The organism is Niabella drilacis, from assembly GCF_900101395.1.
Lineage (GTDB): Bacteria > Bacteroidota > Bacteroidia > Chitinophagales > Chitinophagaceae > Niabella > Niabella drilacis.
The window spans coordinates 130815-156604 of record NZ_FMZO01000003.1 but is presented as its reverse complement, the minus strand read 5'-3'; the positions used below and the strand labels follow the sequence as shown (position 1 = coordinate 156604).

Annotated in this window: 25 protein-coding genes; 6 read left to right on the top strand and 19 right to left on the bottom strand. The window is 46.7% G+C overall.

Going from position 1 to position 25790, the window contains the following annotated elements:
- Positions 1 to 28: 28 nt before the first annotated feature.
- From BLS44_RS06885 to BLS44_RS06865, 5 genes are all read right to left on the bottom strand, one after another.
- Entirely contained in the window at positions 29 to 2041 is a 2013-nt protein-coding gene (locus BLS44_RS06885) for a right-handed parallel beta-helix repeat-containing protein (RefSeq protein WP_143019686.1), read from the bottom strand.
- Positions 2042 to 2109: 68 nt separating this feature from the next.
- Entirely contained in the window at positions 2110 to 3726 is a 1617-nt protein-coding gene (locus BLS44_RS06880) for a right-handed parallel beta-helix repeat-containing protein (protein ID WP_090389325.1), read from the bottom strand.
- A 27-nt stretch (positions 3727 to 3753) separates the two neighbouring features.
- Entirely contained in the window at positions 3754 to 4608 is an 855-nt protein-coding gene (locus BLS44_RS06875; RefSeq protein ID WP_090389324.1) for a MopE-related protein, read from the bottom strand.
- 5 nt (positions 4609 to 4613) lie between these two features.
- The gene (locus tag BLS44_RS06870; protein WP_143019685.1) at positions 4614 to 4796 is read right to left on the bottom strand and encodes a hypothetical protein; all 183 of its coding nucleotides are present in this window, start codon (positions 4794 to 4796) and stop codon (positions 4614 to 4616) included.
- Positions 4797 to 5135: 339 nt separating this feature from the next.
- Positions 5136 to 6812: a tetratricopeptide repeat protein gene (locus tag BLS44_RS06865; RefSeq protein WP_245729128.1), complete on the bottom strand. Its 1677-nt coding sequence runs from the start codon at positions 6810 to 6812 to the stop codon at positions 5136 to 5138.
- Between the two features lie 318 nt (positions 6813 to 7130).
- Here BLS44_RS06865 and BLS44_RS06860 point away from each other — a divergent pair, with 318 nt between their 5' ends.
- Positions 7131 to 7901, top strand: coding sequence for a hypothetical protein (locus BLS44_RS06860; protein WP_143019684.1), 771 nt, complete (start codon positions 7131 to 7133; stop codon positions 7899 to 7901).
- Positions 7902 to 8001: 100 nt separating this feature from the next.
- Here BLS44_RS06860 and BLS44_RS06855 read toward each other — a convergent pair whose 3' ends face one another.
- Together BLS44_RS06855 and lpxA are read right to left on the bottom strand one after the other, a co-directional pair.
- A complete protein-coding gene (locus tag BLS44_RS06855) occupies positions 8002 to 8622 on the bottom strand; it encodes an ABC transporter ATP-binding protein (RefSeq protein WP_176954341.1) in 621 nt (206 codons plus the stop codon).
- Positions 8603 to 9409 (bottom strand): acyl-ACP--UDP-N-acetylglucosamine O-acyltransferase, encoded by an 807-nt coding sequence (lpxA, locus tag BLS44_RS06850; protein ID WP_090389320.1) that lies wholly within the window; start codon positions 9407 to 9409, stop codon positions 8603 to 8605. The genes BLS44_RS06855 and lpxA overlap by 20 nt, the downstream gene beginning before the upstream one ends.
- A gap of 167 nt (positions 9410 to 9576) precedes the next feature.
- On the opposite strand from lpxA, the gene BLS44_RS06845 reads away from it, so the two are divergent.
- Positions 9577 to 10515, top strand: coding sequence for a helix-turn-helix domain-containing protein (locus BLS44_RS06845; RefSeq protein ID WP_090389319.1), 939 nt, complete (start codon positions 9577 to 9579; stop codon positions 10513 to 10515).
- A 231-nt stretch (positions 10516 to 10746) separates the two neighbouring features.
- Here the strand turns inward: BLS44_RS06845 and BLS44_RS06840 are convergent, their stop codons facing one another.
- From BLS44_RS06840 to BLS44_RS06800, 9 genes are all read right to left on the bottom strand, one after another.
- Entirely contained in the window at positions 10747 to 12288 is a 1542-nt protein-coding gene (locus tag BLS44_RS06840; protein WP_245729127.1) for a M28 family peptidase, read from the bottom strand.
- A gap of 33 nt (positions 12289 to 12321) precedes the next feature.
- The gene (rpiB, locus tag BLS44_RS06835) at positions 12322 to 12777 is read right to left on the bottom strand and encodes a ribose 5-phosphate isomerase B (protein ID WP_090389601.1); all 456 of its coding nucleotides are present in this window, start codon (positions 12775 to 12777) and stop codon (positions 12322 to 12324) included.
- 11 nt (positions 12778 to 12788) lie between these two features.
- Complete coding sequence (tatC, locus tag BLS44_RS06830) at positions 12789 to 13640, bottom strand: twin-arginine translocase subunit TatC (RefSeq protein ID WP_090389317.1); 852 nt, start codon at positions 13638 to 13640, stop codon at positions 12789 to 12791.
- A gap of 64 nt (positions 13641 to 13704) precedes the next feature.
- A complete protein-coding gene (locus BLS44_RS06825; protein WP_090389316.1) occupies positions 13705 to 14952 on the bottom strand; it encodes a hemolysin family protein in 1248 nt (415 codons plus the stop codon).
- A 40-nt stretch (positions 14953 to 14992) separates the two neighbouring features.
- On the bottom strand, positions 14993 to 15619 hold the full coding sequence (gmk, locus tag BLS44_RS06820) for a guanylate kinase (RefSeq protein ID WP_176954340.1): 627 nt from the start codon (positions 15617 to 15619) through the stop codon (positions 14993 to 14995).
- A gap of 138 nt (positions 15620 to 15757) precedes the next feature.
- The gene (locus BLS44_RS06815; protein WP_245729126.1) at positions 15758 to 17158 is read right to left on the bottom strand and encodes a peptidylprolyl isomerase; all 1401 of its coding nucleotides are present in this window, start codon (positions 17156 to 17158) and stop codon (positions 15758 to 15760) included.
- A 150-nt stretch (positions 17159 to 17308) separates the two neighbouring features.
- Positions 17309 to 20227 (bottom strand): translation initiation factor IF-2, encoded by a 2919-nt coding sequence (infB, locus tag BLS44_RS06810; RefSeq protein WP_090389314.1) that lies wholly within the window; start codon positions 20225 to 20227, stop codon positions 17309 to 17311.
- Between the two features lie 87 nt (positions 20228 to 20314).
- Positions 20315 to 21562 carry a transcription termination factor NusA gene (nusA, locus tag BLS44_RS06805; RefSeq protein WP_090389313.1) on the bottom strand — a complete coding sequence of 416 codons (1248 nt, stop codon included), beginning with the start codon at positions 21560 to 21562 and terminating at the stop codon, positions 20315 to 20317.
- 52 nt (positions 21563 to 21614) lie between these two features.
- Positions 21615 to 22085 (bottom strand): LSm family protein, encoded by a 471-nt coding sequence (locus BLS44_RS06800; RefSeq protein ID WP_090389599.1) that lies wholly within the window; start codon positions 22083 to 22085, stop codon positions 21615 to 21617.
- Between the two features lie 209 nt (positions 22086 to 22294).
- On the opposite strand from BLS44_RS06800, the gene BLS44_RS06795 reads away from it, so the two are divergent.
- The gene (locus BLS44_RS06795) at positions 22295 to 22528 is read left to right on the top strand and encodes a hypothetical protein (RefSeq protein WP_090389312.1); all 234 of its coding nucleotides are present in this window, start codon (positions 22295 to 22297) and stop codon (positions 22526 to 22528) included.
- Positions 22529 to 22557: 29 nt separating this feature from the next.
- On the opposite strand, the gene BLS44_RS06790 is transcribed toward BLS44_RS06795, so the two are convergent.
- Complete coding sequence (locus BLS44_RS06790; protein WP_090389311.1) at positions 22558 to 22755, bottom strand: hypothetical protein; 198 nt, start codon at positions 22753 to 22755, stop codon at positions 22558 to 22560.
- A gap of 2 nt (positions 22756 to 22757) precedes the next feature.
- Here BLS44_RS06790 and BLS44_RS06785 point away from each other — a divergent pair, with 2 nt between their 5' ends.
- The gene (locus BLS44_RS06785) at positions 22758 to 23453 is read left to right on the top strand and encodes a hypothetical protein (protein WP_090389310.1); all 696 of its coding nucleotides are present in this window, start codon (positions 22758 to 22760) and stop codon (positions 23451 to 23453) included.
- Between the two features lie 99 nt (positions 23454 to 23552).
- Here the strand turns inward: BLS44_RS06785 and BLS44_RS06780 are convergent, their stop codons facing one another.
- Positions 23553 to 23981, bottom strand: a complete 429-nt coding sequence (locus BLS44_RS06780) for a YybH family protein (protein WP_245729125.1) — start codon at positions 23979 to 23981, stop codon at positions 23553 to 23555.
- 168 nt (positions 23982 to 24149) lie between these two features.
- Positions 24150 to 24551 (bottom strand): MerC domain-containing protein, encoded by a 402-nt coding sequence (locus BLS44_RS06775; RefSeq protein ID WP_090389309.1) that lies wholly within the window; start codon positions 24549 to 24551, stop codon positions 24150 to 24152.
- A 122-nt stretch (positions 24552 to 24673) separates the two neighbouring features.
- On the opposite strand from BLS44_RS06775, the gene BLS44_RS06770 reads away from it, so the two are divergent.
- Positions 24674 to 25288, top strand: a complete 615-nt coding sequence (locus BLS44_RS06770) for an SCO family protein (RefSeq protein WP_090389308.1) — start codon at positions 24674 to 24676, stop codon at positions 25286 to 25288.
- Between the two features lie 13 nt (positions 25289 to 25301).
- A complete protein-coding gene (locus tag BLS44_RS06765; RefSeq protein WP_090389307.1) occupies positions 25302 to 25721 on the top strand; it encodes a Fur family transcriptional regulator in 420 nt (139 codons plus the stop codon).
- Positions 25722 to 25790: the final 69 nt, after the last annotated feature.

Here is a 25790-nt window from a genome sequence, read left to right as displayed (position 1 = left end):
CATACAAATGTATGTTTAAAATCCAAAATTAATCCTCCACCACTTTTATTACTCCAGACATTTTCTTTGTGCCGTCCATATTCTGCTGTGTTATGCGGATGTATTTGTAGCTGTTATTATTGTCCGTTGTGGACGCAACACCTTTGTTACAGGAATATGAAAACATTACGGCACCTGCCAATAGCAACGCTGCTGCAATGAAACGCCTGCGCCTGTTGGCAAAGCCTGATACTCCAAAAGCCAACATTGCGAAGCCGAATGCCACGCCGCCAAGAGATTTGGTAAAACTATATGCTGTTTTTTCAGCTGAACTGCCGTTTTTAGCTTTGCTTTTAACCTCGCCAATGGTTTGCCAGGTTTTACCGTTGGCAGATGCCTCTATGATAAATGTACGATTGTTGATTTCAGTTTCCGTAGTCCAATTAATAATGAGTTGTCCGTTTTTGGTAATGGCAGTGATAGTCCCCCAGACAACGGATAAAGGACTGTTGTCAGCTTCGTAAGCACCCATATCTATTGCGGTTCCGGAAATTCGTATATAACTGGCAAGGTCGGCATTGCCGTATTTGGAAACATCGTAGGCACTGTTACTTCCTTTATCAATAACCGGACTGCCGTCCTTCAATCTAATTCCATCGTCGGCAGTACCATAAATATTATCAGCGCCGTCGGGATCGCCCATATCTGCAAACAAAGGATCTTTGTCCATATTGCCGTTCTCAAGAGGCGTTAACCCTCGTACATCGCTATAGGCAACAGTTGGGCTACTGCCATTATCGTTGTAAAAGGAACCGCCTGTGTTTCCCCAAATAATGCAGTTGGTTATTATTGGAAACGATGAGGAGTTGAGCATTCCGCCTCCGGTACCCGCCGTATTGCCTGCAAGGCTGCAGTTGGTTACCGTCGGAGAAGATGAGTAGTTATACATTCCTGCGCCATCAGTTGCATGATTGCCTGAAAAACTACAGTTGGTTACCGCCGCATTGGAAGTGTAGTTGTACATTCCTCCGCCGTCCGTTGCCGTATTGCCTGCGAAGCTGCAGTTGGTTACCGTTGAAGAAGAGGAGTAGTAGATGAACATCCCTCCGCCATTTGTTGCCGCATTGTTGTTTGCAAAGTTACAGCCGGTTACAGTGGGGAAGGAACCCTCATCGTTCAATACCCCTCCGCCGAAGTCTGCATAATTACCTACAAAACTGCAGCGTGCTACGACCGGTGCGGAGTAGTTGTTATTGTACATTCCTCCACCGTAAGCAGCATTATTATTTGAAAAACTACAGTTGGTTACTGCCGGTGAGGAGCGGTTGTTATATATGCCACCGCCAAAGGTCTTCGTACTATGATTTGCTAAAAAGCTGCAGTTCGTTATTGCGGAGGACGATGAGTAGTTGTATATGCCACCAGCACTGGTTGCCGTATTGCCGGTAAAACGGCAGTTGACTACCGTCAGGGAGGAGAAGTAATTGTATAACCCTCCGCCATCAAATGTAGGTATCATTTGCCCGTTAACAGGAATGTAATTGTCTTCTAAATTTGCGTTCCCTCCATTAATGGTAAAGCCATCGAGCGTGCCAACAGACCCGTTATCTCTGGTAGCGATAATGACGTGGAAGGCGTTCTCTCCGTTATTTTTTATACTTAACGTGATGCCGCTACCGCTTATCTGGTCATTTCCATTAAAATCGCCGCTCAGGGTGGTTACATAGTCTGCAAATTTGCGTTCGCTCAATGAACTTTCAATACCCTTAAATCCACCATAAATTTTAACGCCCGCTTTCATTACAAAGGCGTTATTCCGGTTTTTAGGATCTGTAATGGTTAAATCATAGGCGGGTCGTACAGGGAGATAGGTACCGGTTGCAACCCAAACCTGATCGCCGGGAACGGAGTTGTTAATCATCAGCTGTAAATCGTTAGAGGCACTACCCCAGGTGCCGCCATTGCCGCTTCCATCATATCTCACATATCGAATGACCTGCGCATTTGGTGTTGAAACCCTTAACAATAGCAACAGGCAAAATATGAATTTACAGGTACTCATCTGTATATATAATTTAAGAACCTTTGATTGTCTTTTTATACGGTGTATCGATCCTATCGCAATGGCCATTACTCCGTTACCGCTCTTACTATTTTACTGTATTCAAATTTGCCGTCTTTATCTACCTGTCTTATCCTTATAAATAGTGCCTTTGCATCGGCATCTATAGCCGCATCGTTTTTTGCGCAGCCAATAACCAGTAGCAGGCCGGCCAGTGTGAGCGCTATCGCCAATTTATTGCGGTGTTTTTTAAATCCGGCCAATACCAATAGCAATACGGCGGGTGCAGCCAATAAGGATGCGGCGCTCGCCGAAAACGCATAGTCTATTTCTATGGCGCTATTGCCCTCAGTGGCTTTAGAAAGAACGGTGCCTATTTTATAAAACGAACGGCCATCGGTAGCAACTTCTATGTCAAAATGATCGTTGTTCGTTTCGGTTGCCGTACGCCAGTTAATATATAAGCTGTTATTTTGGGTATAGGCAAAAACCTGCGAAAAATTTACAGGCAATACGGTCGTATATTCATAAGCGCCCAAATCGACAGCATCGCCCACTATGCGTGGACCGCCGGTTATATCTGTACTATTACCCGGTACATTACCATTATTTCCCGCGTTTATTGCGATGCTTCCTGCTTTTAGACGATAATCGCCTGTTGTGGTAGGCGCCATATCGGCACCCACGGGCCCTGCAAATACGTCGGCCGCGGTAATGCTGCTGCCATCTAAGTTATGATTGCCGGCATCGGCAGCCCTCCCCTGCACCAGGCTGTACGTAATAGTTGTGGTGGAGTTGGCGTTATAAACACCGGTATTATTACCCAAAATAATGCTGTTACGTAGGGTGAGCGTGGAATAGGCGGTGTTGCTGATGCCGCCGCCGGAGCTGGCTGCATTGCCCGAAAAGGTACAATTGCTGACGGTGGACGAGGAGCCGGAGTAGTTGTAGATACCACCGCCATAGGACCTGACTTTATTGCCCGAAAAGATACAATTGCTGATGGCGGGCGAGGAGGAAGTGTTGCTGATACCACCGCCGTAATAGTTGGCTGTATTGCCCCAAAAGGCACAATTACTGATGGTAGGCGAGGAGGAGAAGTTGTCTATGCCGCCGCCAACGGAGCTGGCCGTATTGCCCGAAAAGGTACAATTGCTGATGCCGGGCGAGGAATGATCGTTGCTGATGCCACCGCCGGAATTGCCGGCTGTATTGCCCGAAAAAATGCAATTACTGATGGTGGGCGAGGATGAGATGTTACTGATGCCGCCGCCGAAACTGGTTGCCTTGCCGTTGGTAATCGTAAAGCCATCTAATAGCGCCGCCGCTGTAAGGCCGTTGTTATTGTTGGTGATTACTGTTAGGGTACTTTGTCCGTCTAAAATGGTAGTGGGGTTTATGCCGTTTAGGGGGTTTATGGCAGGCCTTTCGGTTCCCGTGCCGGTAAAGCTGCCGTATATTTTTACGCCTTCTTTCATTTGAATAGAGGCGAAGAGCTTGTAGGTACCTGCTTTTACCCAAACCTGGTCCCCGGTAACCGCAGCATCAATCATGCCTTGCAAATTACCGGAGGCATCGTTCCAGGAAGTTCCTATTCCTGCGCCATCGACGGCTACATAGTGAGTGGTTTGCCCAAAAACCCCTGCTGTACCCAGCAGCAATGCAATTGAAAGAAATATTCTCATCCGGGTTATTTATTTTTATATTGTAAGTTAAAATGACCGCACGGCTCGAAAAGAAAGGCTTTGATTTTTTGAGGTGTACCCATAGACTCCAATCGTCACATTCGTGTATCCGGCCGATAGGTAATCGTTTTGGGTTGAAGTCCAGTAGAACGTCTCAGGCAGGCCAAGAATGCCCCCATTTGCATACACTTTCCCCATTTCATACATGCTTGGCAGGTACCAGTCGTCGTAGCCGTCTACAACAAGCTCGGCACAAAGCCTTGCAGCTATGCCCGGTGTGGGGCAACCCTGCACAATATCTTCGGTATTTTGCCTGCCAGTGCCAATAGCCGTGCCGCCGGCGCCGCTAAGAGCTGTTTGATAACAGCCCCATTCAGCCTGTCCGCCAGCAGGGGCGATAATCAAACCATGTGTTTGGCCGGCTTCATAACCGGGGTCGCCGGCTTGTAAAATATAACCAATCCTGCCACCCTGGTAACTGTCGCCTACCGATAGCAGATCATCAGCCATGCCATTGCAGTTTTCGTCCATACCATTGCCGGGTATTTCTGTGGCCAGGGGATGAATAGCGGCATCATGATCATTGCAGTCGCCCATCCGCCCAAATCCGCAACTATTGGTGGGTACGTAGCCATCAAGATCGGGGTCATCCAGCCTTATATCGCCATGTACCTCGTGCCGCTCCCATAGCGAACGATTGATACTGATCATACTCCACGTATCTTTTTTAGCATCATAATGACAGATGTTGATCTTATTGGCAGCAGGTTTTCCTTTTGCAAGAGCCGTATAAGATTCTTCCTGTACCGGGGTGCTGGTGGTTTCCTTTTTGCACGCCGCTACCAGTACAACAGCCAGTAAGGGTAATAAAATCTTTCGCATAATCGTTATTGTTTAAAAGTTTTAAAGTTGCTGAAGGGGATTTTCACCTTAGTTATAACAGAGGTCTGCTTTATTGCCCGGTTAATTTTTGCCACGTGTATATCTGTAAAAATGATCAGCAGCAGGATCAATACCAGTATGAGCAGCAGTATAATGATCAGGTTGCTGTATTTTTTAACAAAGTGCATGATACGTTTCACCTAATTTACGCCCGGAGTGATCCGGTTTGCAAGTTTTTTGGCTGGCAATTGCCTGTCAGTTACCTGTCAAAATCCTGTCAAAGGGATTGGAAGGCTCCTGTGTTTGTTTTTCGTTTATGATCTGATGTTTTTCGTTCTCATGCATGCTGAGCGCGTCCTGGTTTAGAGCGAGCCATTTCACTGCTCACTAACCATTGGTGGAGACAGGGGTTTCAGGTTTGAGGTTCAGATCCGTTTTTATACCTGATGAGTGGAGGCAATGCGTTTCACCCCTTCCTAACTACTGAAGGGTTGAACATGGAACTATCAGGATTTTTGATTGGTGATCTAGATCGCGGCAATAAGCGTTTCCAGCTCGCTTGTAGTGGCCGTGCCAAAGCGCTGGCGCAGGCGGTGGCGGGTTTTGTGCACACTGTCTGCACCGATACCTTGCATGGCGGCTATCTGCTTTGTATTGAGCCGGATCTTTAGCAGCGCCGCCATCCGTTGTTCGGCCTCGGTAATGCCGGGTGCTTTATCGCGGAGCAGTTTGAAAAATGCCGGGTATGTTTTTTCAAAAAGCGATTTGAAATGCTGCCAGTCATTTTCGGTCAATATCATCTGGTGGCTCAGTTCTTCGATGGTTTGTGCATCATATAGCTTATGTTGCTGCTGCTCAATGCTTGCCTGCAGTTCTTCGATCCGGCTGTTCTTTTTTATGATTTCTTCTTTAAACGATTCCAGTGCCCCGGCTGCCTGCTGTTGCCGTTTTTCTGCTTTTTTCCGGCTCCGGTTCAGCCACCAGGCTGCGATGGCTGCTATAAAAACAAGCAACGCAATACCCCTGTTTCTTTTATTGATGGCCTGGCGTTTTTCTTCCGTCATTTCTTTTAATGCCAGCTGCTCTTTTTCATAGGCTGCTTTTATAAAAACGTAGCGGTTGGTACGCACTTCGCGGGCACGGCTCACACTGTCATTATAATTGCGCACAAGTTTTGAATACGGGTATGCTTTTCCGGGCTGCCCAAGGTTTTCATAACAGATGGCTAACGATCCGTTTACCCGGTTCAATAATTCCGGATACCTTCCATTGTTCAGCACGGCGCTTTTCAGCAGGGCAGGGATCGCTTTTTGAATTTTTTTTTCCCTGATGGCAATTTTCCCCATCATCTCATAGGCGATCAATGAATCTTCCGGTTCCTTGCTGTGCCTGGCAATTTCAAAAAGACGGGCGTCAACCGCTTTTGCGCTGTCCAGCATACCCAATGCTACAAAGGAGGGCAGCCGGTTCTTATAGGCAATTTCCTGCCAAACGGGTTTTTTAATTTCAGCGCAATATTTTTGGAGCTTTTCGAAATAGAAAAGCGCCGAATCATGTTTTTGCAGTTCGCGGTAAGCCAGCCCAATATTATTATACGTGTACATAAAACGGAACGGCTTTACCAGCGTGTCCGCGAGCTTCAGGCCGGTACGCAGGTAGTCGATCGCATCCCGGGGATAACCGTCTACAAGCAGGGCTTCCCCCACCCACATGTAAAAGATACTTACGGCTGCAAAGTTTTCCAACCCCAGGTAATGATGCAACTGTAATGAGGTGGTTGCATATTGAACCGCAAGTGCTGTTTGGTTCATCGAATTCAACATTTCTGCATACCACCGGCCAAATTCTGCCTGCAAATAGGGATCCTCCATTTCAACAGCCTCATTCAGGCATGTTTTCATCTGTGCTGCGTACAGCGAATCGCCTTCTTTAAGGTAATAAAAGAGCAATTTTGCTTTTACCGACCGGCCCATAAGCCTTAACCGTTTGTTTCCTGTAGCGCATGCTTTCTCTATTTCGAAGGCAGCTTTGACCCTTGAAGCAGAATCGATCTTCGTGATATCGTAGTAAACGGAGTAGTGTTTAATAACCTGCGATTTGCTGTTATCGTTCAACCGCTTTACCCAATCGGAGACAGGAAGATCCTGTCCCATTGAAAAAAAGGAGCATTCGATAAAAAATATGACCAGAGATATGGCTCGCATCCTGAATTCTAAACAGAATTTTGTTTTGGCTTTCAGCACTTTAAGTTTTCTCTATAAAGGACCTACAGATCGCATCTATCCAGATACAAATTTAGGTTGATTTTTTCAATCCGGTTATCATTAACGTTCCGGACAGGGCAGACTAAGCGGCCAACTACCCTCCAAGCGCGGGGCTGGGAGACACCGCCGTTGCTGCCAGCAATACTGAAATCGGCCATTAGCAAAATTTAAGTCTCGCATAATGTGCACGATTTGCAAACCCGCATATTATTTTTATGGATTTTGAAAAAATTTAGCGTCTTAACGGAAAAGATATTCATGAACAAACCCATTGGTGCCTTGCTCATTTTTACTCTTGCCCTTACCGGCAGTCTGTTTGCCCAGCCTGCCGATAGCCTGGCCAAGCAATTAAAAGGTGCACAGGAGCAGGTTGCCATGGTGAATGCCATTTTTAAACCGCCGGCACAATATAGGCAGATTCCCAAGGGGAGATCCGGTTATTGGGGGCTCGGCAATTTTGAGGAAGCCGCCTTTGTAAAAGACGATATCGTGATGGTGGTTTTCAGCACCAGCTGGTTTGCGGCGCCACCGGCATTTATGCGTTCCCCCAATTATGAGCCCGCTGTATGGGTCCGGAATATGAACAACCGGTTCGACAGCATGGCGCGCAGCAATGCCGACCCCGGGTTTGCCTGTACGCCTGTTGCTATCCCGGAATTAAGAAAAATAAATGCAAACCGGGGATATATCTTTAACAAAAACCCCAATCCCTCCACCCCGTACCGGTCCGTATATAGCCGGGCAAAACTGTTATTCCTCCAAAAAGATGACCTGGGGCGGATCCTGCTGGTTTACTATTACCGCCCAAAGGATGAAAAAAAAGTACTCCGGGAGATCCGTAAACAATGGGGCATGATCACTTTTAAAGACGACAAAAGTTTTTACCGGGATCAATCCCGCGGCATCGGGCAAAAGACCATTTACCTGGGGAAGTTTGCTTATGCCAATACTCCTGAAGAGCGGCGAAACGATTCCCTGCTTTTTGAAAAGAGAAGGCAGCAGCGCCAAAAATCTGGTTTGCAGCGTTAACGCTTTACATCACAAGAAATGAAACTGCCGGATCTGTACCGAACGATGCAGTGAGTGACACAACCATTGCTGACAGCAGTACTGAAGTCCGGACAAAAAATTAAAATACCTTGTAATCCATCATACTGAGCTGCTGCCGGCAGAATTTATATTCCACCTCGTCGTTACTGCCTACCAGTACGAGCCGGTCCTTACAATATTGATCGATCAACGTATAGTAAAGGTCGATGCCCTGCCGGTCCAGGTTGGTACAGGGTTCGTCTAATAATACAATAGGCGTATCGGAATAGATGCATTGCGCCAGCTTGGCCCGCTGTTTCATACCGCTGGAAAATTGCTGGATGCGTTTATGCGCCGCAGCCTGCATGCCCAGCTCTTCCACGATCTTTTTGGGCGTGATACCCGCCATAAACGGCTTGAACTGCTGGTGAAACCCGAGCAATTCCAGGAGGGTCATCTCTTCTATCAACTCAAGATAAGGAGCGCAGCATGCCACGTAGCGGTAGATCTTTTCTGATGGAACAGGATTTCCGGCAGTCCAGGTGCAATTGCCCTCGTTCAAATGGAGGGCGCCGGCTATGACCTGTAAAAAAGTGCTTTTTCCGGAGCCGTTGGCCCCGATAATGGCATAACTGTTCCCGGATTCAAACCGGCCGGAGAGGTTCCGGAAGATCCAATCGCGGTTGAACCGTTTCCCAGCCTTATTCAAGGCTATCGTCATCGCCATTTCCTTTGGTGTATCGTTTGATAATGCCCCTTGTGCTTTCCTGAACAAATGTGAGGATCTCGTCCCGCTCATCCGTAACCGGAAATTCTTCTTCCAGGAGCTGTACCGCCTGGGTCACATTCAGTCCCCGGTTATAAATAACCCGGTATATATCCAGTATATGATTGACCTTTTCAACAGAGTAGCCGTTCCGCTTAAGTCCTACCGAATTGATACCCGCATAGCTCAACGGCTGCCGGGCCGCTTTAATATAAGGCGGAACGTCTTTGCTTACCAGCGATCCGCCGCTGATAAACGCATAAGACCCAACTTTTACAAACTGGTGCACGGCACATACACCCCCAAACCCCACATGGCTGCCCAATACCACATGCCCGGCTATCTGCGTACTGTTGCTTAACGTACAATAATCGCCAATAACGCAGTCATGCCCGATATGGCTGTATGCCAGGATCCAGCATCCCTTGCCTACTACCGTTTTCCAACGGTCGCGGGTTCCGCGGTGAATGGTCACAAACTCGCGGATAACACAGTCATCACCGATCTCCACGATTGTTTTTTCCCCGTCAAACTTTTTATCCTGGGGCTCCGAGCCGATCACGGTTCCCGGAAAGATTTTACAGTTCTTTCCGATACGGGTGCCCTCCAGTATGGTTACGTTGGAGCCGATCCAAGTACCTTCACCAATTTCCACATCCTGATGGATCACAGTAAACGGGTCTATTTTTACATTCCGCGCCACTTTAGCGTCCGGATGTATATATGAGTTAAAATGGATCATGTACTTACGGGTCAACCAATATTAAATAATGGCGCAAATTTAGACATTCGATGATTAAATTGTAATTAATTTTTTTAATAATGAACTGCAAATCAGGGATTATTACCAACAATTGACATTGTTTTGTTGACTTTATTACAGATTGGGAGTAACTTTGCCGCCGTATCATGAATACTACAGAAGACATTATACAATTAAGTTTCAAGGACTTGGATCATCCTTCCTCACTGGAACTAAGGGCCCACCGGGTACAGCAGATACCGGGGGCCGTACAGTATGAGATCAGGCGATACAGCCGGTCTGTAAATATTTTAACAGAAGATATGGGAATGCTGGTGTACGAGTATAACAGCCAGAAACCAAAAGAAAATAACCTGAAACTGAAGTTCTGCATTGCGGGGAATATGTATTGCTCCCGGGAAAATTGCAGTAAATGTACCGCTGGCCGGCCCAAAGACTGCGGGGACAGCACCGCAAGCATCGATGTGCTGAATGTGCAGTTTATGCCGGCACACCTGTCGCAGTTCATAAAAACAAGAACGGCCAATAGTTTCAGCGATTCCCTGTTAAAATTCAAACATAAGGTTTCCTTTACCCGAACGCTGCCCTTATGCTGCAAAACCAAAACCGTTATTGAAGGTTTGCTGGAACACAGCTATAATGGCACCCTGGAAAACATTTATGTAAATGCCCAGCTGCAGATGTTATTATTGCTGACCATGGATTCAATGGTTGAGGAAAAGCAACTGGAAGTGATCAGCTGCAGGTTCCTGTCTAATGAGGCAGACAAGGAAAAGGTAGCGCAGGCCCGGGAGATCCTGATCAGGCATATTGGTGAGCCGATCACCATTAAGGAGCTGAGCCGGAAGGTGGCCATGAACGAATGCTATCTTAAAAAAGGCTTCAAGGAAATGTACGGTACCACTATTTTTGACTTTTACCAGACCCAGCGGATGGAGCATGCCAAATACCTGCTTTATGAAAAAGGTCTCAGTGTAACGGATGTTTCAATGATGCTGGGTTACTCCTCCATTTCACATTTCAGCACAGCGTTTAAGCGCCTTACCGGGTTAAAACCCTGCGAGCTGCTGTTTGCTTCAAAATAGCGTTTCCGTTCCGCCCCAAATGTCCGGGGTCCGGGGTGAGGCAGAATTGAAACTCTGATGGCTCCTATATTTGTTTAAAGTTTCAGGTTCAAGGTTTCACGTTAGATCCGTTTTTACCCCTCAAAGATCACAGGAGGGTTCTTGGTTTAACGTGGTGGGACATTGTTGAATGTGGTTGAATATTGTTTAAAGGGTACTGAAGACTGATAGCTGAACGCTTACTGCTTCCTCCTACCGTGCCTGCTCCGGCAACTTCAGATCTCTTTTCAGCATCTGGTCCCGGTTGGCCATTTCCCAGGCCGTATAAAAGATCATCTGCGCCCTTTTGGCCATCAGCGCAAAGTTGATCTTTTCAATGGTATCAGTAGGCTTATGATAATCGGCCTTTAGCATCCCGTCGTAAAAAAAGAGGATCGGTACCCCTTTCCGGGCAAAATTGAAATGATCGCTGCGGTAATAGATCTGCTCTTTATCATTCGGGTCATCAAACTTGTAATCCAGCACCAGTTTCGTGTATTTATTATTCATGCCTTCATTGATCACCGGAAGATCGGTGCTTAGTTTGTCATGACCGATCACATAAACATAATTCAGGGTATCGGCGCTCATTCTTTCCGTATCAACACGGCCGATCATATCAATATTCAGGTCTGCCGTGGTTTTATCCAGCGGAAAAACCGGATTGTCCGAATAATATTCCGAGCCCCACAGTCCCTTTTCCTCACCGCTTACCGTCATAAATACGATGGTTCTGCGGGGGCCTTTACCTGCTTTTTTTGCCCGGGCAAATGCCTCCGCCATTTCCAGAACGCTCACGGTCCCGGAGCCATCATCATCCGCCCCGTAATAAATATTTCCCGCTGCATCTTTACCAACATGGTCATAATGCGCGGTAATGAACAGGTATTCATCTTTTTTATCAGTACCCTCAATTACCCCCAGTACATTAGAAGCCGTAGCCCGGTCCCGCTGCAACCGGTAATCTAATGTAAGTGCTGCCTCACTGATCCCCGGTTTGGCTTGGCCATTATCCAGGGCTGCTTTTACCTCCGCATAGCTATGTCCGCTTACTTTTTCAACAACGTTGGCACTTATATAAAAAACAGGGGGGGCCTGGCCCGGGGTATTTTTTTCCCAGTCTGGCCGGTATACAACCGGACTTTTGGAGCGGGGAGGGATCTGCTCTGTAGCAACCAGGATAGCTGCCGCTCCCTTTTGCAGGGCGTTTTTTACTTTTATCGCAGTGGCGGTAGAAGCCAGCCGGCCTTCTTTTGATGGTGTAAATCCCTCCGGGCTACCTCCGATAATTACCACCAGTTTGCCTTTAACATCCATACCGTCATAATCATCCCGGCCTGCATCTACAATCCCATATCCTGCAAAAGCATATTCCTTATAATCCAGGAGGACCTTTTCCCCGTTTACCCACATGGGCGCCACATCTTTAAATGCCTCAAAATGTATCCCGTTCACAGAAAGATCCAGCTTGGCCAGCGAGTCTTTTGATAACCCGAAGGTTTGCCGGTAACTTCCGTTATTGCCGGGCTGCAATCCCAGCTTCTTAAAATGCGCGGTAATATACTCCGCCGCCTTTTCCAGGCCGGGTGAAGGCGTATCCCTTCCTTCCATTTCTGCACTGGCAATTACGCTGAGGTGCGCCTTCAGATCGGCGGTGGTAATAGTACGGGCAAAGACCCCGGGGTCTGCCTTTTTCTGAGCTGCTGCAATGGTCACCGCGCAAACGGCCACCAGGACAAAAAGAGGTTTCATCATTTTTCGCATGTTCTGTATTTGCAGTGCGGCGCCTTACCCGCAGCTGATCTTGACTACCCTGTTTTCATGACGGCCGCCTTCAAACTCCGTGGAAATAAAGGCTTCTACCATCACTTCTGCAACATCCTCCGGAATAAAGCGGGCTGGTATGCACAGTATATTGGCACAATTATGCCTGCGGGCCAGTTCGGCAATTTCTTTATCCCAGCAAAGTGCAGCCCGCACGCCCTGGTGTTTGTTCGCCGTAATGGCAACACCGTTTCCGCTGCCGCAAAGCAAGATGCCAAAAGCGTAGTCCCCGCTTTCAACAGCCGAGGCCACGGGATGTGCAAAATCCGGGTAATCGGCCGATTCTGAAGAATACGCGCCAAAATCCTTAAACGTTAATCCCTTTCCTTCCAGGAAGGAAATGACATATTGTTTATATTCAAAACCCGCATGATCACTGCCAATGGCCACAGGTTTTGTAAGATCAAATGTTGTTTCCATAACCGATATTTTTAACTCCACTCCTGTGGGTTCTCTAATAATCGTTTCCGCTCAATTTTTGATGCCAGCGCCACGCTGATCTCAAAAAGGATGTACAATGGCGCGGTCACTACCGCCAGGCTAAACGGATCGGTGGTGGGTGTAATGATAGCTGCGGCAATAAGGATCACTACAAATGCATGCCTCCGGTATTTTTTCAGCACGGTTCCGGTAAGAATGCCGGCTTTGGCCAGCAACAATACCAATAATGGTAACTGGAACAGTACCCCAATCCCCACGGTGGTATAGATCACGTTTTCCAGGTAGTCCGAAAATGTAGGAATGATCTGGATCTGCTCGCTCAGCTTATAGTTAAAATAGAAGTTCACCATCAGCGGGGTAAGGATAAAATAGCCGAATGCGACCCCCAGGAAAAACAGGATGGAAACCCAGAGAATAATACCCCGTGTTCCTTTTACCTCTTTATCCGACAAAGCCGGCTTAACAAAGCGCCAGATCTCCCAAAAGATATACGGGAACGCCAGTATAAACCCTCCCACAAAAGCCACGGTAAACGATGCGATGAACTGCCCTGTCATGGTTGTTTCCTGGAATTTGGGTTCGGTCTTAAAACAAAGACCATCTCCAATACCCACCGTCTGACCAATTTTACAAAGCCATTTTACCGAAATAAAATCGCCACGGGTTGGCCCGAAAATAATATCCTCTACAAAAAAGTTGGAGAACATAAATACAAGGATCGCGCAAACCACTACGGCTAACACGCTGCGTATCAAATGCCACCTTAAAACTTCCAGGTGATCTATAAAGGACATCTCATCCTCGCCACCACTCCTTTTCTTTAAAAAATCCAGTAAAGCCATTGTATATTAAAAATGGAGGACAAAGATGCGTATAAAATGCGCAAAAGTCAGGCTTTTAATAAATCTATTTTAATTTTTTCATTTTGACCATCTCGATCCGGGTATCGTTTACTCCCAGAACGTCAAATTCAAAATCACCGATAATAATCCTTTCTTTCTGTGCAGGAATCGTTTCGTAAAAATTAATAATATACCCCGATAATGTTTCCGAATCTTCCTTATCCTCAAATTCAAAATCATACTTTTTTTCCAGGTAATCCAACTCCATCCTTCCGGAAAAGATATATTCATCTTCCGATATCCGCTTTTCCACAAAAAGCTGGGTATCGTACTCATCCCATATTTCGCCAAACAGCTCCTCCAGCACGTCTTCCATTGTGATGATCCCTGCCGTACCCCCAAACTCATCCACTACCCAGGCAATGCTTTTGGACTCCTTGCTGAATTTATTGATCAGCCCCACCGCCGTCATGCTTTCCGGAACGGCAATAATGGGGATCAGGATCGATTCAATATCGGCCGGCTTTTTAAAAAGATCCAGCTCATGGGCAAAGCCGAGGATATTGTCGATGTTCGATTCATAAATAATGATCCGGCTCCTCTTGGTTTCAATAAATTTCTGGATCAGCGTTTCTACCGGCGCGTTCACCTCAACCGCAATGATCTCCTTCCGGGGCACCATGCTCTGCCTTATTTTAATATTGGCCAGCTCCTGCGCATTTTCCAGGAGATGGGTGCTGGTTTCCTCCCGCAGGGTGGTGCGGCTGTCGCGAAACATAAATTGCAGGTCATTACGGGCAAAAGGGGATTTTCCTTTATCCAGGCGCACATTGAATACATATTTCAATATCCAGTTGGACAACCGGAATAAAGCGGCTGTAATGGGATATAACAGCCATAAGAAGAAATTGATGATCATTGCCAGGCGGCTCAGCAGGGTATTGCTGTTGGCCCGGAACACCGCCCTGGGTATGAATTCGACAAATATCAGGATAATGAGGGTGTTAAAAGCGATTTCCAGCAGGATCTGGGCGGTTCTGGAATTGATGCCGCTCTTCTGCCAGAACGGGATGAGCACTTCGCTGGTCTGCAATACAAAAATGGTAAGGGCCGTAATATACCCTATAACAGTAGTTCCCCAGAAAATTGCCGGTGTATCTACAAATTTACCCAGCAACCGTCCGGTTAAAGTGCCTTGTTTTCTTTTCAGCTCAATGTTCAGCCTGCTGGCGCCAAAGAAAGCCATTTCCACACCGGCAAAGAAGATCATGAACAGCAAAGAAACGATCCACATTAATAGCTGCCATTCCATAAGATAAAGATATATAAAATGCTACATGAAATGCTTTTGTTCAGGCGGGTATATTCAGGAATTTCCGCACCAGGGCCTCCGTTTCCGCACAGGCTTCCTCAAGATCGTCGTTCACCACCACTTTATTAAACCGGCTGATGAACGATAACTCATACTCCGCTTTGTTTAAACGGGTCTGCAGGGATTCTTCACTTTCACTGCCCCTGGAAATCAGGCGTCTTCGCAGTTCTTTTACAGAGGGAGGTTCTATAAAGACAGAAAGGCTCTCTTTGGGATACTGTTGCTGAACATGAATGGCTCCTTTTACATCAATATCCAGCAGCGGGTACCTGTTCTGCTTCCAGAGCCGCTGCAATTCACTCTTCAGTGTGCCATAGTATTTGCCTTCATAAACCATCTCCCACTCTACAAATTCGCTGGCCTTGATCTTTTCCGTAAACGCTTCCTCCGTGATGAAATAATAGTCTTTTCCATCCACTTCTCCTGCCCGGGCCTCCCTTGTGGCCGCAGAAATGGAAAAAGATAGCTGGGGGATCTTTTTCAACAAATGATGGGTAATGGAGGTTTTGCCGGCCCCTGAGGGTGCTGTAAGTATAATGATCTTATGATGCTCACCGGAGCCGGAAACAACAGGCGAATACAGAAACGGACGATTGCTTACTATCATGCACCTGCAAAATACTAAATTATACCGACTGGGCAAACAATATCCTACCGGCAAACTTGGCCATACGGCGATCATTCACGGCAAAAGCTCCACCCTGCGCCCTGCTGAAAAACCGGTTTGGTTAACCGGTAGCCGCTGTTAAAAACCCCGGTTCTCTGTTGTCTGATATTTTGAAAGACTGGGACAGCTGTCCGCCTGCTGTTTATCGATCAGTATATAAAAAGTGGGAATCTTTTTTTCAAGCCATTTGTCCAGTTCTTCATTTCTTTTCTGGTTCAGGGCCATATCTGCGATCTTAACATAGTCGTCATTCAGGTTTAACCGGTGCGGCTCCGAACGGGACTTCAGGTATACCAGTCTTACTCCTTTTTTACCCTGATCATTGGTGAAGTTTACCGGTTGCGACAGATCGCCCACCTTCATGTCCTTGATCGTATTTACCATATCCCGGTCCAGCGCATCAATATTTACATAGGTTGACCCATCCCTGTCTAAAACATAGGGACCATAATTTTTCACATTCTCATCATCGCTGTATTTGTACGCCGCATCTTTAAAACTGATCTTGTTCGATTCGATCTCTGCACGTACGGAGTCCAGCCGGCCATGCGCCTCTTTTAACTCATTGTCCGTAACGGGGGGCACCCGCAGAATCATCTTGATCTGGGCATTATCGCCACGACGGCTTACCTGCTGGATCAGAAAATAGCCAAAACGGTTGGACTTTACCGGCTGCGAGATTTCACCGGCCTTTAACCGGAATGCCGTAGAGAGGAATACCGGGTCCCAGGTCGATTTATCAGAACGGTTGATCTCATAAGAGCCTCCACGCTCACGGCTGCCCGGGTCCTCGGAAACCCGCTTGGCCAGCGCCTCAAAGGTGGTAGTACCGGATTCGATCTGTTTTTTATAGTTCAGCATTTCGTTGTAGATGTACTCGTCCACATCCTTGGATGCCGACGGCAGGATAGAGATCTGTCCAACTTCCAGCTCGGATTCCAGGAAGGGCAAACTGTCCACAGGTACTTTTTCAAAAAAAGCCTTTACCTCAGTAGGTGTGATATGCACACCGCTCACTACTTTTTTCCGCATTGCTTCTGCAAGCATATTCTCACGGATCAACGGCCGCTGGTCATCTTTCAGCTGGTAAATCGTTTTCCCTGCAAGCGTTTCTACTTCCGCCTGACTTCCATATTGCATAATCAGGTTGCGCACTTTAACATCCATTTGCGCCTCCACTTCCTCATCAGTAAGGGGGATTGAATCGCGCTCTGCCTGCAGGGCCAGGATCTTCGAAAGCAGGGCCTGCTCAAAAATCATACAGTTGGCATTGGGGGGCAGCTTTTCACCATAACGTGCTGCATCTTTGATCGCATTCTGAATATCGGAATACAGGATGATCCGGTCGCCGACCACTCCAATAATTTTATCAACTACCTCTTTGCTGGACCGGCCCTGGGCCATAACAGCAGCAGAAAGCAATAGCGCCAAAGCAGTCAGCATCCCTTTTATTGAAAAAAGACCTGTTCTTCTATTCATAATAAACATAATTCAAAAATAATTCTGCCGGGGATTTCCTCCTCCAAACAGCACTGTATTTAACAAAAGTTTGTTGCCCGTTTCAACGAAAAACACCAGCCGGCTGTTCCGACTGATGTTCTGATCTGTAATTTCTGATGCCGGAGCGGGTTACAAAGTCCGTTTTACTTCCTCCAGTTCATACGCTTCTACCACATCTCCTATCCTAATGTCATTGTAGTTTTTAATGGTCAGACCGCACTCCATTCCGGTTAAAACTTCCTTGGCATCGTCCTTAAACCGTTTGAGCGAGCCCAGTTCAGCCACCGCGTTTTCTCCTGTCGGGTAAATCACAATACCATCACGGATCAGGCGCACCTTGTTATCGCGCTTGATACGGCCATCCAGTACCAGACATCCTGCCACCACGGCTTTATCAAACTTGAATACTTCCCGGATCTCCACATTACCAACGATCTTTTCCTTCATGGTAGGCTCCAGCATCCCTTCCATTGCGCTCTTCACTTCATCGATCGCCGTATAAATAATAGAGTACATTTTGATCTCGATGCCGGCATTATTAGCCAGCTGCGAAGCCTGTTGCGACGGACGGACATTGAACGCGATCACAATGGCATCAGAAGCTTCTGCCAGTACGATATCGCTTTCATTGATCTGTCCCACCCCTTTGTGGATCACACTTACCAGGATCTCCTCAGTAGAAAGCTTCTGTAAAGAGTCGCTCAGCGCCTCAACGGAGCCGTCCACATCCCCTTTAATGATCACATTCAGTTCTTTAAAGTTACCCAATGCCAGGCGTCGGCCAATCTCATCCAGGGTAATATGCTTCTTGGTACGCATGCCCTGCTCACGCAGGATCTGGGAGCGGCGGTTGGCAATGCTTTTGGCTTCTGCTTCCTCTTCATAAACTTTAAACTTCTCACCTGCCTGCGGAGCACCGTTCAGGCCCAGCACCACTGCCGGTGCAGAAGGGCCGGCGGCCTCTTCGCGTTTGTTCCGCTCATTAAACATGGCTTTAACCCGGCCAAAATATTGTCCGCTCACGATCACATCCCCGGGCTTCAGAGTACCATTTTCCACCAGGAGCGTGGCCACATATCCCCGGCCTTTATCCAGGGTAGCTTCGATGATGGTACCGGTAGCCTCCCTGCCGGGATTTGCTTTCAGATCCAGCAGCTCTGCTTCCAGTAATATTTTTTCCAGCAGCTTATCTACATTCAGTCCCTGCTTGGCGCTCAGTTCCTGGCTTTGGAATTTACCGCCCCATTCTTCTACCAGGATATTCATTTGCGATAACTGCTCATAAATTTTCTGGGGGTTGGCACCGTCCTTATCAATTTTATTCACTGCAAATATCATGGGTACGCCGGCCGCCTGCGCGTGGCTGATCGCCTCCCTGGTTTGCGGCATCACCGCGTCGTCAGCAGCCACCACGATGACGGCTATATCCGTAACCTTGGCACCTCTTGCACGCATGGCCGTAAAAGCCTCGTGACCCGGGGTATCCAGGAAAGTGATCTCCTTTCCATCAGCCACTTTTACACGGTAGGCACCAATGTGCTGGGTAATGCCCCCGGCCTCCCCGGCTACCACGTTGGCATTCCGGATATAGTCCAGCAGCGAGGTTTTACCATGGTCTACGTGTCCCATGATGGTCACGATCGGGCTTCTTGGAACCAGTTCTGCGTCATCGTCTTCCTCTTCGGCCTCTTCCTCCATTTCCATCTGCTGCTCCATATCAATAAAGGATACATCATACCCGAACTCACTCGCAACCAGTTCGATCACTTCTGCATCCAGGCGCTGGTTGATGGATACCATGATCCCCAGGCTCATACATTTACTGATCACATCTGCGAAGCTTACATCCATCAGACTGGCGAGCTCGCTCACGCTGATGAATTCCGTTACTCTTAATGTTTTATCTACACCCTCATCCTCCATCGCTTCGGCTGCTTCATTGCGCTTATCCCTTCTTGCCTTGGCACGCATGCTTTTTTGCTTGTTGCCACTGCCGCCACTGAGCTTGGCCTGGGTTTCCCGGATCTTTTCCTGGATCTCCTTTTCGTCGATCTGTTTTTCCTCGCGATGCGGGCGGTGCCGGTCCCTGAAGTTGCCTTTTCCATGATGTCCGCCGCCGCCATGCTGATGTCCGCCACTCCGGCCGGCCTGGTTTTGCTGGCCTCCGTGTGGCCTGCGCTGATCCGGATCGGCCTTTACTTCCTTCTTCTCAATGGGGATACGTTTCCGCTTCCGCTTTTCATCCCGTTTCGGACGGGTATCGCTGTCTACAGGAAGCTCGATCTTACCAAGAATCTTCGGCCCTTCGATCTTTTCGGCCTGGATATTAGTGATCTGCACTTCCGCAGGTTTTTCCTCTTCTACAGGTGCAGGCTTCTCCTTCACCTCCGGCTTCTCCTCAACAGGAGGCTCGGGCATTACCGGCTCCTGGCTGGCAGCAACCGGTTCTTCAGCCCTGGGTTTCGGTGTTTCTGCAACCGGGGTCTCTTTCTTTGCAACCTTTTTGGGGCGCGTTGAAAAGTCTATTGCAGACAGATCAATCTTATCGATGATCTTTGGTCCTCCGATACCGGTGACCGGAGTTTTTGCCACAGGAGCTTCCTCCTCTTGTACTGCTGCTGTATTTTCAGTAACCTCAGGCTGCGGAACAGGCTCCGGCTCTGCAGCGGGTACTTCCGCCTCTTTAACCGGGGCCTCAGGCTCTGCCACAACCGTAACAGGCTCGGCAACAGGAGGCGTTTCAACAACCGGTTCGTCTTTACTAACCGGGCGCGATGCCGGTTTTGGCACCTCTTCCTCTTCGCGACGTTTCTTGCCTTCGCCACCTAATCCCTTTGGTAAATCAACCTGGTCGCTGATAATTTTTGCGGCTTTATCTCCATGAAATCCCTGTTGCAGGGCCGTATACATGGCGTCGGTCAGTTTGGTGGAAGGCTTTAAATCATCCCGTTCAAAACCTTTCCCTACTAAGAACTCGACAAGGGTATCCTGACCAATGTTAAATTCCTTAGCCGCCTGTAATAATCTTGGAAGTTTCTTTTCTACCATAAAATTTTTTATCCCTTATTCCGCTTACAGCGAAACCTTTTGTTTATCGTTCACACAAAACCCGTTAATGATACCCGGGTAACACCACTATTCCCGCTCCAGTTCTTCTTGTAAAATTTTTCGAACATCATCAACCGTCTCTTTCTCCAGGTCTGCTCTTTTTTCAAGTTCGCCGGGAGACATCCGCAATACGCTGCGCGCGGTATCACAGCCGATCTTTTTTAATGCATCAATGACCCACTCATCAATTTCATCTGCAAACTCTTCCAGGTCCACATCAAACTCCTCTTCCTCATCTTCAGTATCGCGGTACACATCCAGCTCATACCCCGTAAGATCTGAAGCCAGTTTAATATTCACACCTCTCTTGCCAATCGCCAGTGATACCTGGTCCGGTTTCAGGAAAATGCTGGCATGTTTGCCATCCTGATCCAGGCTCATACTGGTAATTTTAGCGGGGGTCAGGGACCGCTGGATCAGTAGTTGCATATTGGTGGTCCAGTTGATCACATCAATATTTTCATTTTTCAGTTCCCGTACAATGCCATGTATCCGGCTTCCTTTCATGCCCACGCAGGCGCCCACCGGATCAATGCGGTCATCGTAGGATTCCACAGCCACTTTTGCTCTTTCCCCCGGTTCCCTTACGATCTTTTTAATAGTGATCAGACCATCAAAGATCTCCGGCACTTCGATCTCCAGCAGTTTTGCAAGAAAATCGGGAGCCGTCCGGGACAGAATGATCACCGGGTTATTATTCTTCAGATCCACACGGGTTACCACTGCGCGGATATTTTCTCCTTTTTTGAAATAATCCTGCGGTATCTGCTCGCTTTTAGGAAGGATCAGCTCATTTCCTTCTTCATCCAGCAATAAAATCTCCTTTTTCCATACCTGGTATACTTCCGCACTGATGATCTCGCCAATACGGTCCTCGTATTTTTTGGCCAGTACGTTTTTCTTCAGATCGCTGATACGGCCTGCCAGCGTTTGTTTTGCGGCAAGGATCGCCCGGCGCCCAAAATCGATCAGGTCTATTTCCTCATAAAGGTCCTCCCCTACTTCATAATCCGGCTCCAGTTTTATAGCCTCGGAATAAGCAACCTGAGCTAGTGGATCTTCCACTTCCCCATCTTCCACAATAGTCCGGTGCCGCACTATTTCCAGGTCGCCTTTTTCGGCATTAACGATCACATCAAAATTCTCATCGCTTCCGTATTTCTTACGGAGTAATGTTTTGAACACATCCTCAACAACTTTCATCATTGTGGGACGATCTATATTTTCTGCATCTTTAAAATCCTGGAATGCCTCAATTAAATTAATACTTGCCATAATGAAGTACGATTTACCTTAATGAAATCACAGCCCCTGAGCTGTTTACTTTTTAAAATTTAATTTGAATTTTTGTTGTTTTAATTGTTTCCAATAAAATCGTATGCTCTAGCTTCTCTATTTTTTTCCCCTTACCCCGGGTTTCCACTACCACAATGGCATCCCCGGTCACAGAAAGCAACTCCCCCTCTGTTTTTTGTCCGTCTGACAAGGTCACTTCAACATTACGGCCCGTGTTCTTAACATATTGACGGTGTAACTTCAGCGGCTCGTCCAACCCCGGCGATGATACTTCAAGGGAAAAATCACCATCCGGAAACAGGCCTTCCTCTTCAATCTGCTTGTATAACGCCCGGTTGTATTTTACCAGGTCATCAATCCCCACCCCGTTATCACCATCAATAAATATTTTAAAATTATTGGTAGGTTTTATGCGGATGTCTACTAAAAAATGAGACGGGTTTCCCTCTAGCAACGCAACTGCTTTTTCCTGTAATTTCTGAATGATTGCCTCTTTATCCATATTTCTGAAAAAAGAAGAAGGGAACGCCTCCGTTCCCTCAATCTCCTTTTCTGCGGCGAAATTACGACAATTAAAGCAAAAAGAGTAATTTTTGCTACTATTTTCCTGAACCCCATCCGTTTTCATTGCCGCCGGGAAACCAGGCATGAAAAAATGCCGGCGGCAACAACAATTTTGCAGTTGTAGCGTTATTTCTTTTACTTTACCGCATGTCTGTTATTTTATATGCCATATTGCTTTTTTTCCTGTACAACTTTATTGTAAAAGTTGCCCTGCCGGTATACCGCACTACCCGCCAGATAAAAAAGCAGTTTTCACAGATGAAGCAACAGTTTCAGCAGCCGGATAGCAACCCGCAGCCAGACCCGGCGCCGCAAACACCCCCGCCCGGGAAGGAAAAATCCAAACTGGGAGAGTATATCGATTTCGAAGAGGTAAAATAACTCAGCAGTGCTTAGAGCCTGTTTAAAATTCATTCAATGGCTTTATTATGGCTGTTTTGGGCTGCAACTGCGTTAAATTTTTCGCCATAGTAGCTTACTATGCCTGCAAAATTTTCCTTGTTTCGCTCCAAAATAGCTTCATAATAAATTCCATCAATAAAAATTAAACAGGCTCTTAATAGTGTTGCAAACGGCTCTTTTTCAACGTTTGATATTGAAACTTTCAAATATGACAAGATTTGCAACCGTTTCTATATTCATGCTGTTCTCCATACTTTCATTTAATTTTCAATGCGGGAAGGACAGGGAATTGCCGGCCAAATTAGCGGAGCCGGTAGTTATAGAAATACCGCTCCAGATTTACCCTGTAAAAAAAACATATGCCGTTGATGACACCATTTGGATAGAAACCACGCTGCCCTCCAAAATGCTGCCGGATGTGAAAAATAAAACTACAATTTTGGTTGACACAATCTGGCTTAATATCCCTTTTACTTATCAAGTCCTTACAAAACAAACATTAGTACCAACAGGCGGGTTTTGTGAATTTATCAATCCCCAGCAACTATCCCTGTCCATTTCCCCGGGCTATTACGATCCTAAATATAACGTATACTGGAATTATAACGCCGGCGTTGTTCAGCACTTCAGCTTTAAAGAGATGGGTTATCAGGTTAAGGTCGGCATCAGGCTCAATGCCAGAGGGGCTTTTTATATTGGTTTGTCCGGAAGTTTAGTCAACAGCATCACCCCAGGCAACAACCACAACGCTAACCAATATGTATCCTTCAGGTTTGATACACCGGATGTAAACCTGGACGTATACAATGATTTGCCAAAGCTTCCCGCAACTGATCCATATTGGATCGGGTTTGATGTTAAGACATTAACTGAAAAGAAAGCATTTGCAGTTCGGGTGGAGTAGAAAAATAGTAACCGGGATCATTCGTTTTATGCAAAGAGGAGTAATCGTCTGAAAGAGACTATCAAAGGATCTTCTAAAGCGTCACTATGTTTATACGCCTCAGCTGCTATGATCCTGGATGATCTTCCAGCTTCCTGATATCTTTTTTAGGACCAGGGTAAAATGCCCCTGCAGATCGCCCATTTTCCGGGTAAGCTGCCATTTTCCTACTACGTTGTAAAAACCGGTTCCCAGGGCTTGTATTTTTAAAAGGGTAAATTTCAGCTGTCCCATTTCATCCTTTGTCGGATAATTTTTCCGGTAATTGTCCAGCGTTGACTGCCAGCCATAGGTAACGCCATTCTTACCCACAAAAAGGAGCGAATCGCTGTTCCAGTAGGTGCCCATAAACGCTGCCAGGTTTCCCTGGTTCCAGGCGGTTACCTGCTGCGTCATCAGCGCCTGTATCTGCTGCACATCGCCCCGCTGGGCCTGGCCTGCCAAAACCGACATACTTAACAACATAAGGAAGCCATATCTTTTCATCATTCCGGGGATTGGTTCATTCAAAATTATCCTATTTTGAGCGATACCGGCATCCTTTGTTCCCGGTTTAAGGTTACACACGTTTTTATGCCTGGTATTGGCGGTTCTCAATTCCGGATGCCCGATGCTGATAGACTGAAAACTGACCACTGACGTCTGGCACCTGCCCCATTAATAATGATCATGGTCGCAATCATCTGCATGGGCATGATTATGGCCGCGGCAGTACCGGTAATTGACAATATGTGCGGATATGATCAAAATGACCGCAGGAACCAGTAATAGAGCATGGTATTGAAGATATACCTGCTTTAAGGTCAAAAAAAGAATACCTGCGGCAAACAGCAGCAGGGGCAGTTTCCGGTGATGATGAAATTTATAACCATGACGCAGCGAATACACCCCGATTACGAACGCAAGGGCGATCATTGCCAGCTCAAACGCCACATTCTCAATGATATTGATACCAAAAAGCGGGAGGCTTGCCATAAAAAGAGGCAAAACCGCGCAATGAACAGCACAGATCACTGAAGCGGAAATCCCCAAAGCGTCCCAATTAATTTTTGACCTCATGTTGCAAAAATATAAAAAAAAGAAACATCGTTGCAAATATTTAATTTACCGTTCTTAAATAAACGTTTTTAAGCCTTAATTGTTAAACTGTTGAAATAACTTTGCACTTCAATTTTTTCGGCATGTCAAAAAAAGCTGTTTTTTATATCGCATTTTTCGTTTTCCTGTCCATTGCGTTTTACCTGATCGCGGTTTACTTTATCCCGGACTTTAACAAACGCAAACTGGAACCGATCAGTAAAGTAGGAAAATTTACGTTTACGGATCAGGATGGCAAACCCTTTTCCAATAAGGATGTGGAAGGCAAGATATATGTAACCGAGTACTTTTATACCACCTGTCCGGGGATCTGCCCGATGATGAACGACAATATGAAACAGGTCTATGAAAAATATAAAGGCACACCCGGTTTTTTGATCGTGTCGCACACCTGCGATCCCGAAAAAGATTCAGCTGCTCAGTTGAAGCATTATGCCGACTCGATGAAAGTGGATACCCGGCAATGGGTATTTTTGACCGGGCGCAAAGACAGTCTTTATAAGATGGCCCGGCTGAGTTACACCATTGATGACCCTAAGAATTATTTTAACTCCGACGAAGATGATTTTTTACATACACAATTCTGGGCGCTGGTGGACAGAAAAGGCAATGTATTAAAGATCTATGACGGCTTAAAGCAAAAGGAGATCAACCGCCTGATTGCGGATATTGCCGACGAGCTGAAAAACAAAAATTAAGTAACTTTAAGCGATGGATAGTATTGTTCATATATTAAAACAAAACAATTTAAGTGTTACCGAAGGGCGGCGCAGGATATTATCGCTCTTCCTGAGCAGCAACGGTGCATTAGCCCATGCAGATATTGAGAAAAACACGGGCAGTCATTTTGACCGGGTGACCGTTTACCGGACATTACAATCTTTTGTAGACAAAGGCATCATTCATACCATTCCCACATCAGACAATAGCATTAAATACGCCTTATGTAAAGATGAATGCGGGGAAGGCCATCATCATGACCATCATGTACACCTGGTTTGCAGCAGGTGCGGCAATACCTTTTGCCTCGATGATGTAGTAACACCCGCTGTTAAACTACCGCATGAATATATTGTACAGCAGGTAGAAGTCGTAGTGAAGGGTATTTGCAGGTCCTGTAATCATAAATAAAAAAGCCCTGATGTAGACACATCAGGGCTTTTGATTAATGTTTTGACTAACTGCTAATTTACAGCCGCC

Coding starts and splice junctions, on each gene's coding strand:
- BLS44_RS06855 (WP_176954341.1), bottom strand. CDS start 8,622: ATGACGATAGCCTTGAATAAGGCTGGGAAACGGTTCAACCGCGATTGG.
- tatC (WP_090389317.1), bottom strand. CDS start 13,640: ATGGCTTTACTGGATTTTTTAAAGAAAAGGAGTGGTGGCGAGGATGAG.
- BLS44_RS06870 (WP_143019685.1), bottom strand. CDS start 4,796: ATGCACTTTGTTAAAAAATACAGCAACCTGATCATTATACTGCTGCTC.
- BLS44_RS06795 (WP_090389312.1), top strand. CDS start 22,295: ATGTCTGTTATTTTATATGCCATATTGCTTTTTTTCCTGTACAACTTT.
- BLS44_RS06885 (WP_143019686.1), bottom strand. CDS start 2,041: ATGAGTACCTGTAAATTCATATTTTGCCTGTTGCTATTGTTAAGGGTT.
- infB (WP_090389314.1), bottom strand. CDS start 20,227: ATGGTAGAAAAGAAACTTCCAAGATTATTACAGGCGGCTAAGGAATTT.
- BLS44_RS06775 (WP_090389309.1), bottom strand. CDS start 24,551: ATGAGGTCAAAAATTAATTGGGACGCTTTGGGGATTTCCGCTTCAGTG.
- BLS44_RS06880 (WP_090389325.1), bottom strand. CDS start 3,726: ATGAGAATATTTCTTTCAATTGCATTGCTGCTGGGTACAGCAGGGGTT.
- BLS44_RS06860 (WP_143019684.1), top strand. CDS start 7,131: ATGAACAAACCCATTGGTGCCTTGCTCATTTTTACTCTTGCCCTTACC.
- BLS44_RS06875 (WP_090389324.1), bottom strand. CDS start 4,608: ATGCGAAAGATTTTATTACCCTTACTGGCTGTTGTACTGGTAGCGGCG.
- gmk (WP_176954340.1), bottom strand. CDS start 15,619: ATGATAGTAAGCAATCGTCCGTTTCTGTATTCGCCTGTTGTTTCCGGC.
- BLS44_RS06845 (WP_090389319.1), top strand. CDS start 9,577: ATGAATACTACAGAAGACATTATACAATTAAGTTTCAAGGACTTGGAT.
- BLS44_RS06865 (WP_245729128.1), bottom strand. CDS start 6,812: ATGCGAGCCATATCTCTGGTCATATTTTTTATCGAATGCTCCTTTTTT.
- BLS44_RS06770 (WP_090389308.1), top strand. CDS start 24,674: ATGTCAAAAAAAGCTGTTTTTTATATCGCATTTTTCGTTTTCCTGTCC.
- rpiB (WP_090389601.1), bottom strand. CDS start 12,777: ATGGAAACAACATTTGATCTTACAAAACCTGTGGCCATTGGCAGTGAT.
- BLS44_RS06800 (WP_090389599.1), bottom strand. CDS start 22,085: ATGGATAAAGAGGCAATCATTCAGAAATTACAGGAAAAAGCAGTTGCG.
- BLS44_RS06815 (WP_245729126.1), bottom strand. CDS start 17,158: ATGAATAGAAGAACAGGTCTTTTTTCAATAAAAGGGATGCTGACTGCT.
- lpxA (WP_090389320.1), bottom strand. CDS start 9,409: ATGATCCATTTTAACTCATATATACATCCGGACGCTAAAGTGGCGCGG.
- nusA (WP_090389313.1), bottom strand. CDS start 21,562: ATGGCAAGTATTAATTTAATTGAGGCATTCCAGGATTTTAAAGATGCA.
- BLS44_RS06785 (WP_090389310.1), top strand. CDS start 22,758: ATGACAAGATTTGCAACCGTTTCTATATTCATGCTGTTCTCCATACTT.
- BLS44_RS06765 (WP_090389307.1), top strand. CDS start 25,302: ATGGATAGTATTGTTCATATATTAAAACAAAACAATTTAAGTGTTACC.
- BLS44_RS06825 (WP_090389316.1), bottom strand. CDS start 14,952: ATGGAATGGCAGCTATTAATGTGGATCGTTTCTTTGCTGTTCATGATC.
- BLS44_RS06780 (WP_245729125.1), bottom strand. CDS start 23,981: ATGATGAAAAGATATGGCTTCCTTATGTTGTTAAGTATGTCGGTTTTG.
- BLS44_RS06840 (WP_245729127.1), bottom strand. CDS start 12,288: ATGATGAAACCTCTTTTTGTCCTGGTGGCCGTTTGCGCGGTGACCATT.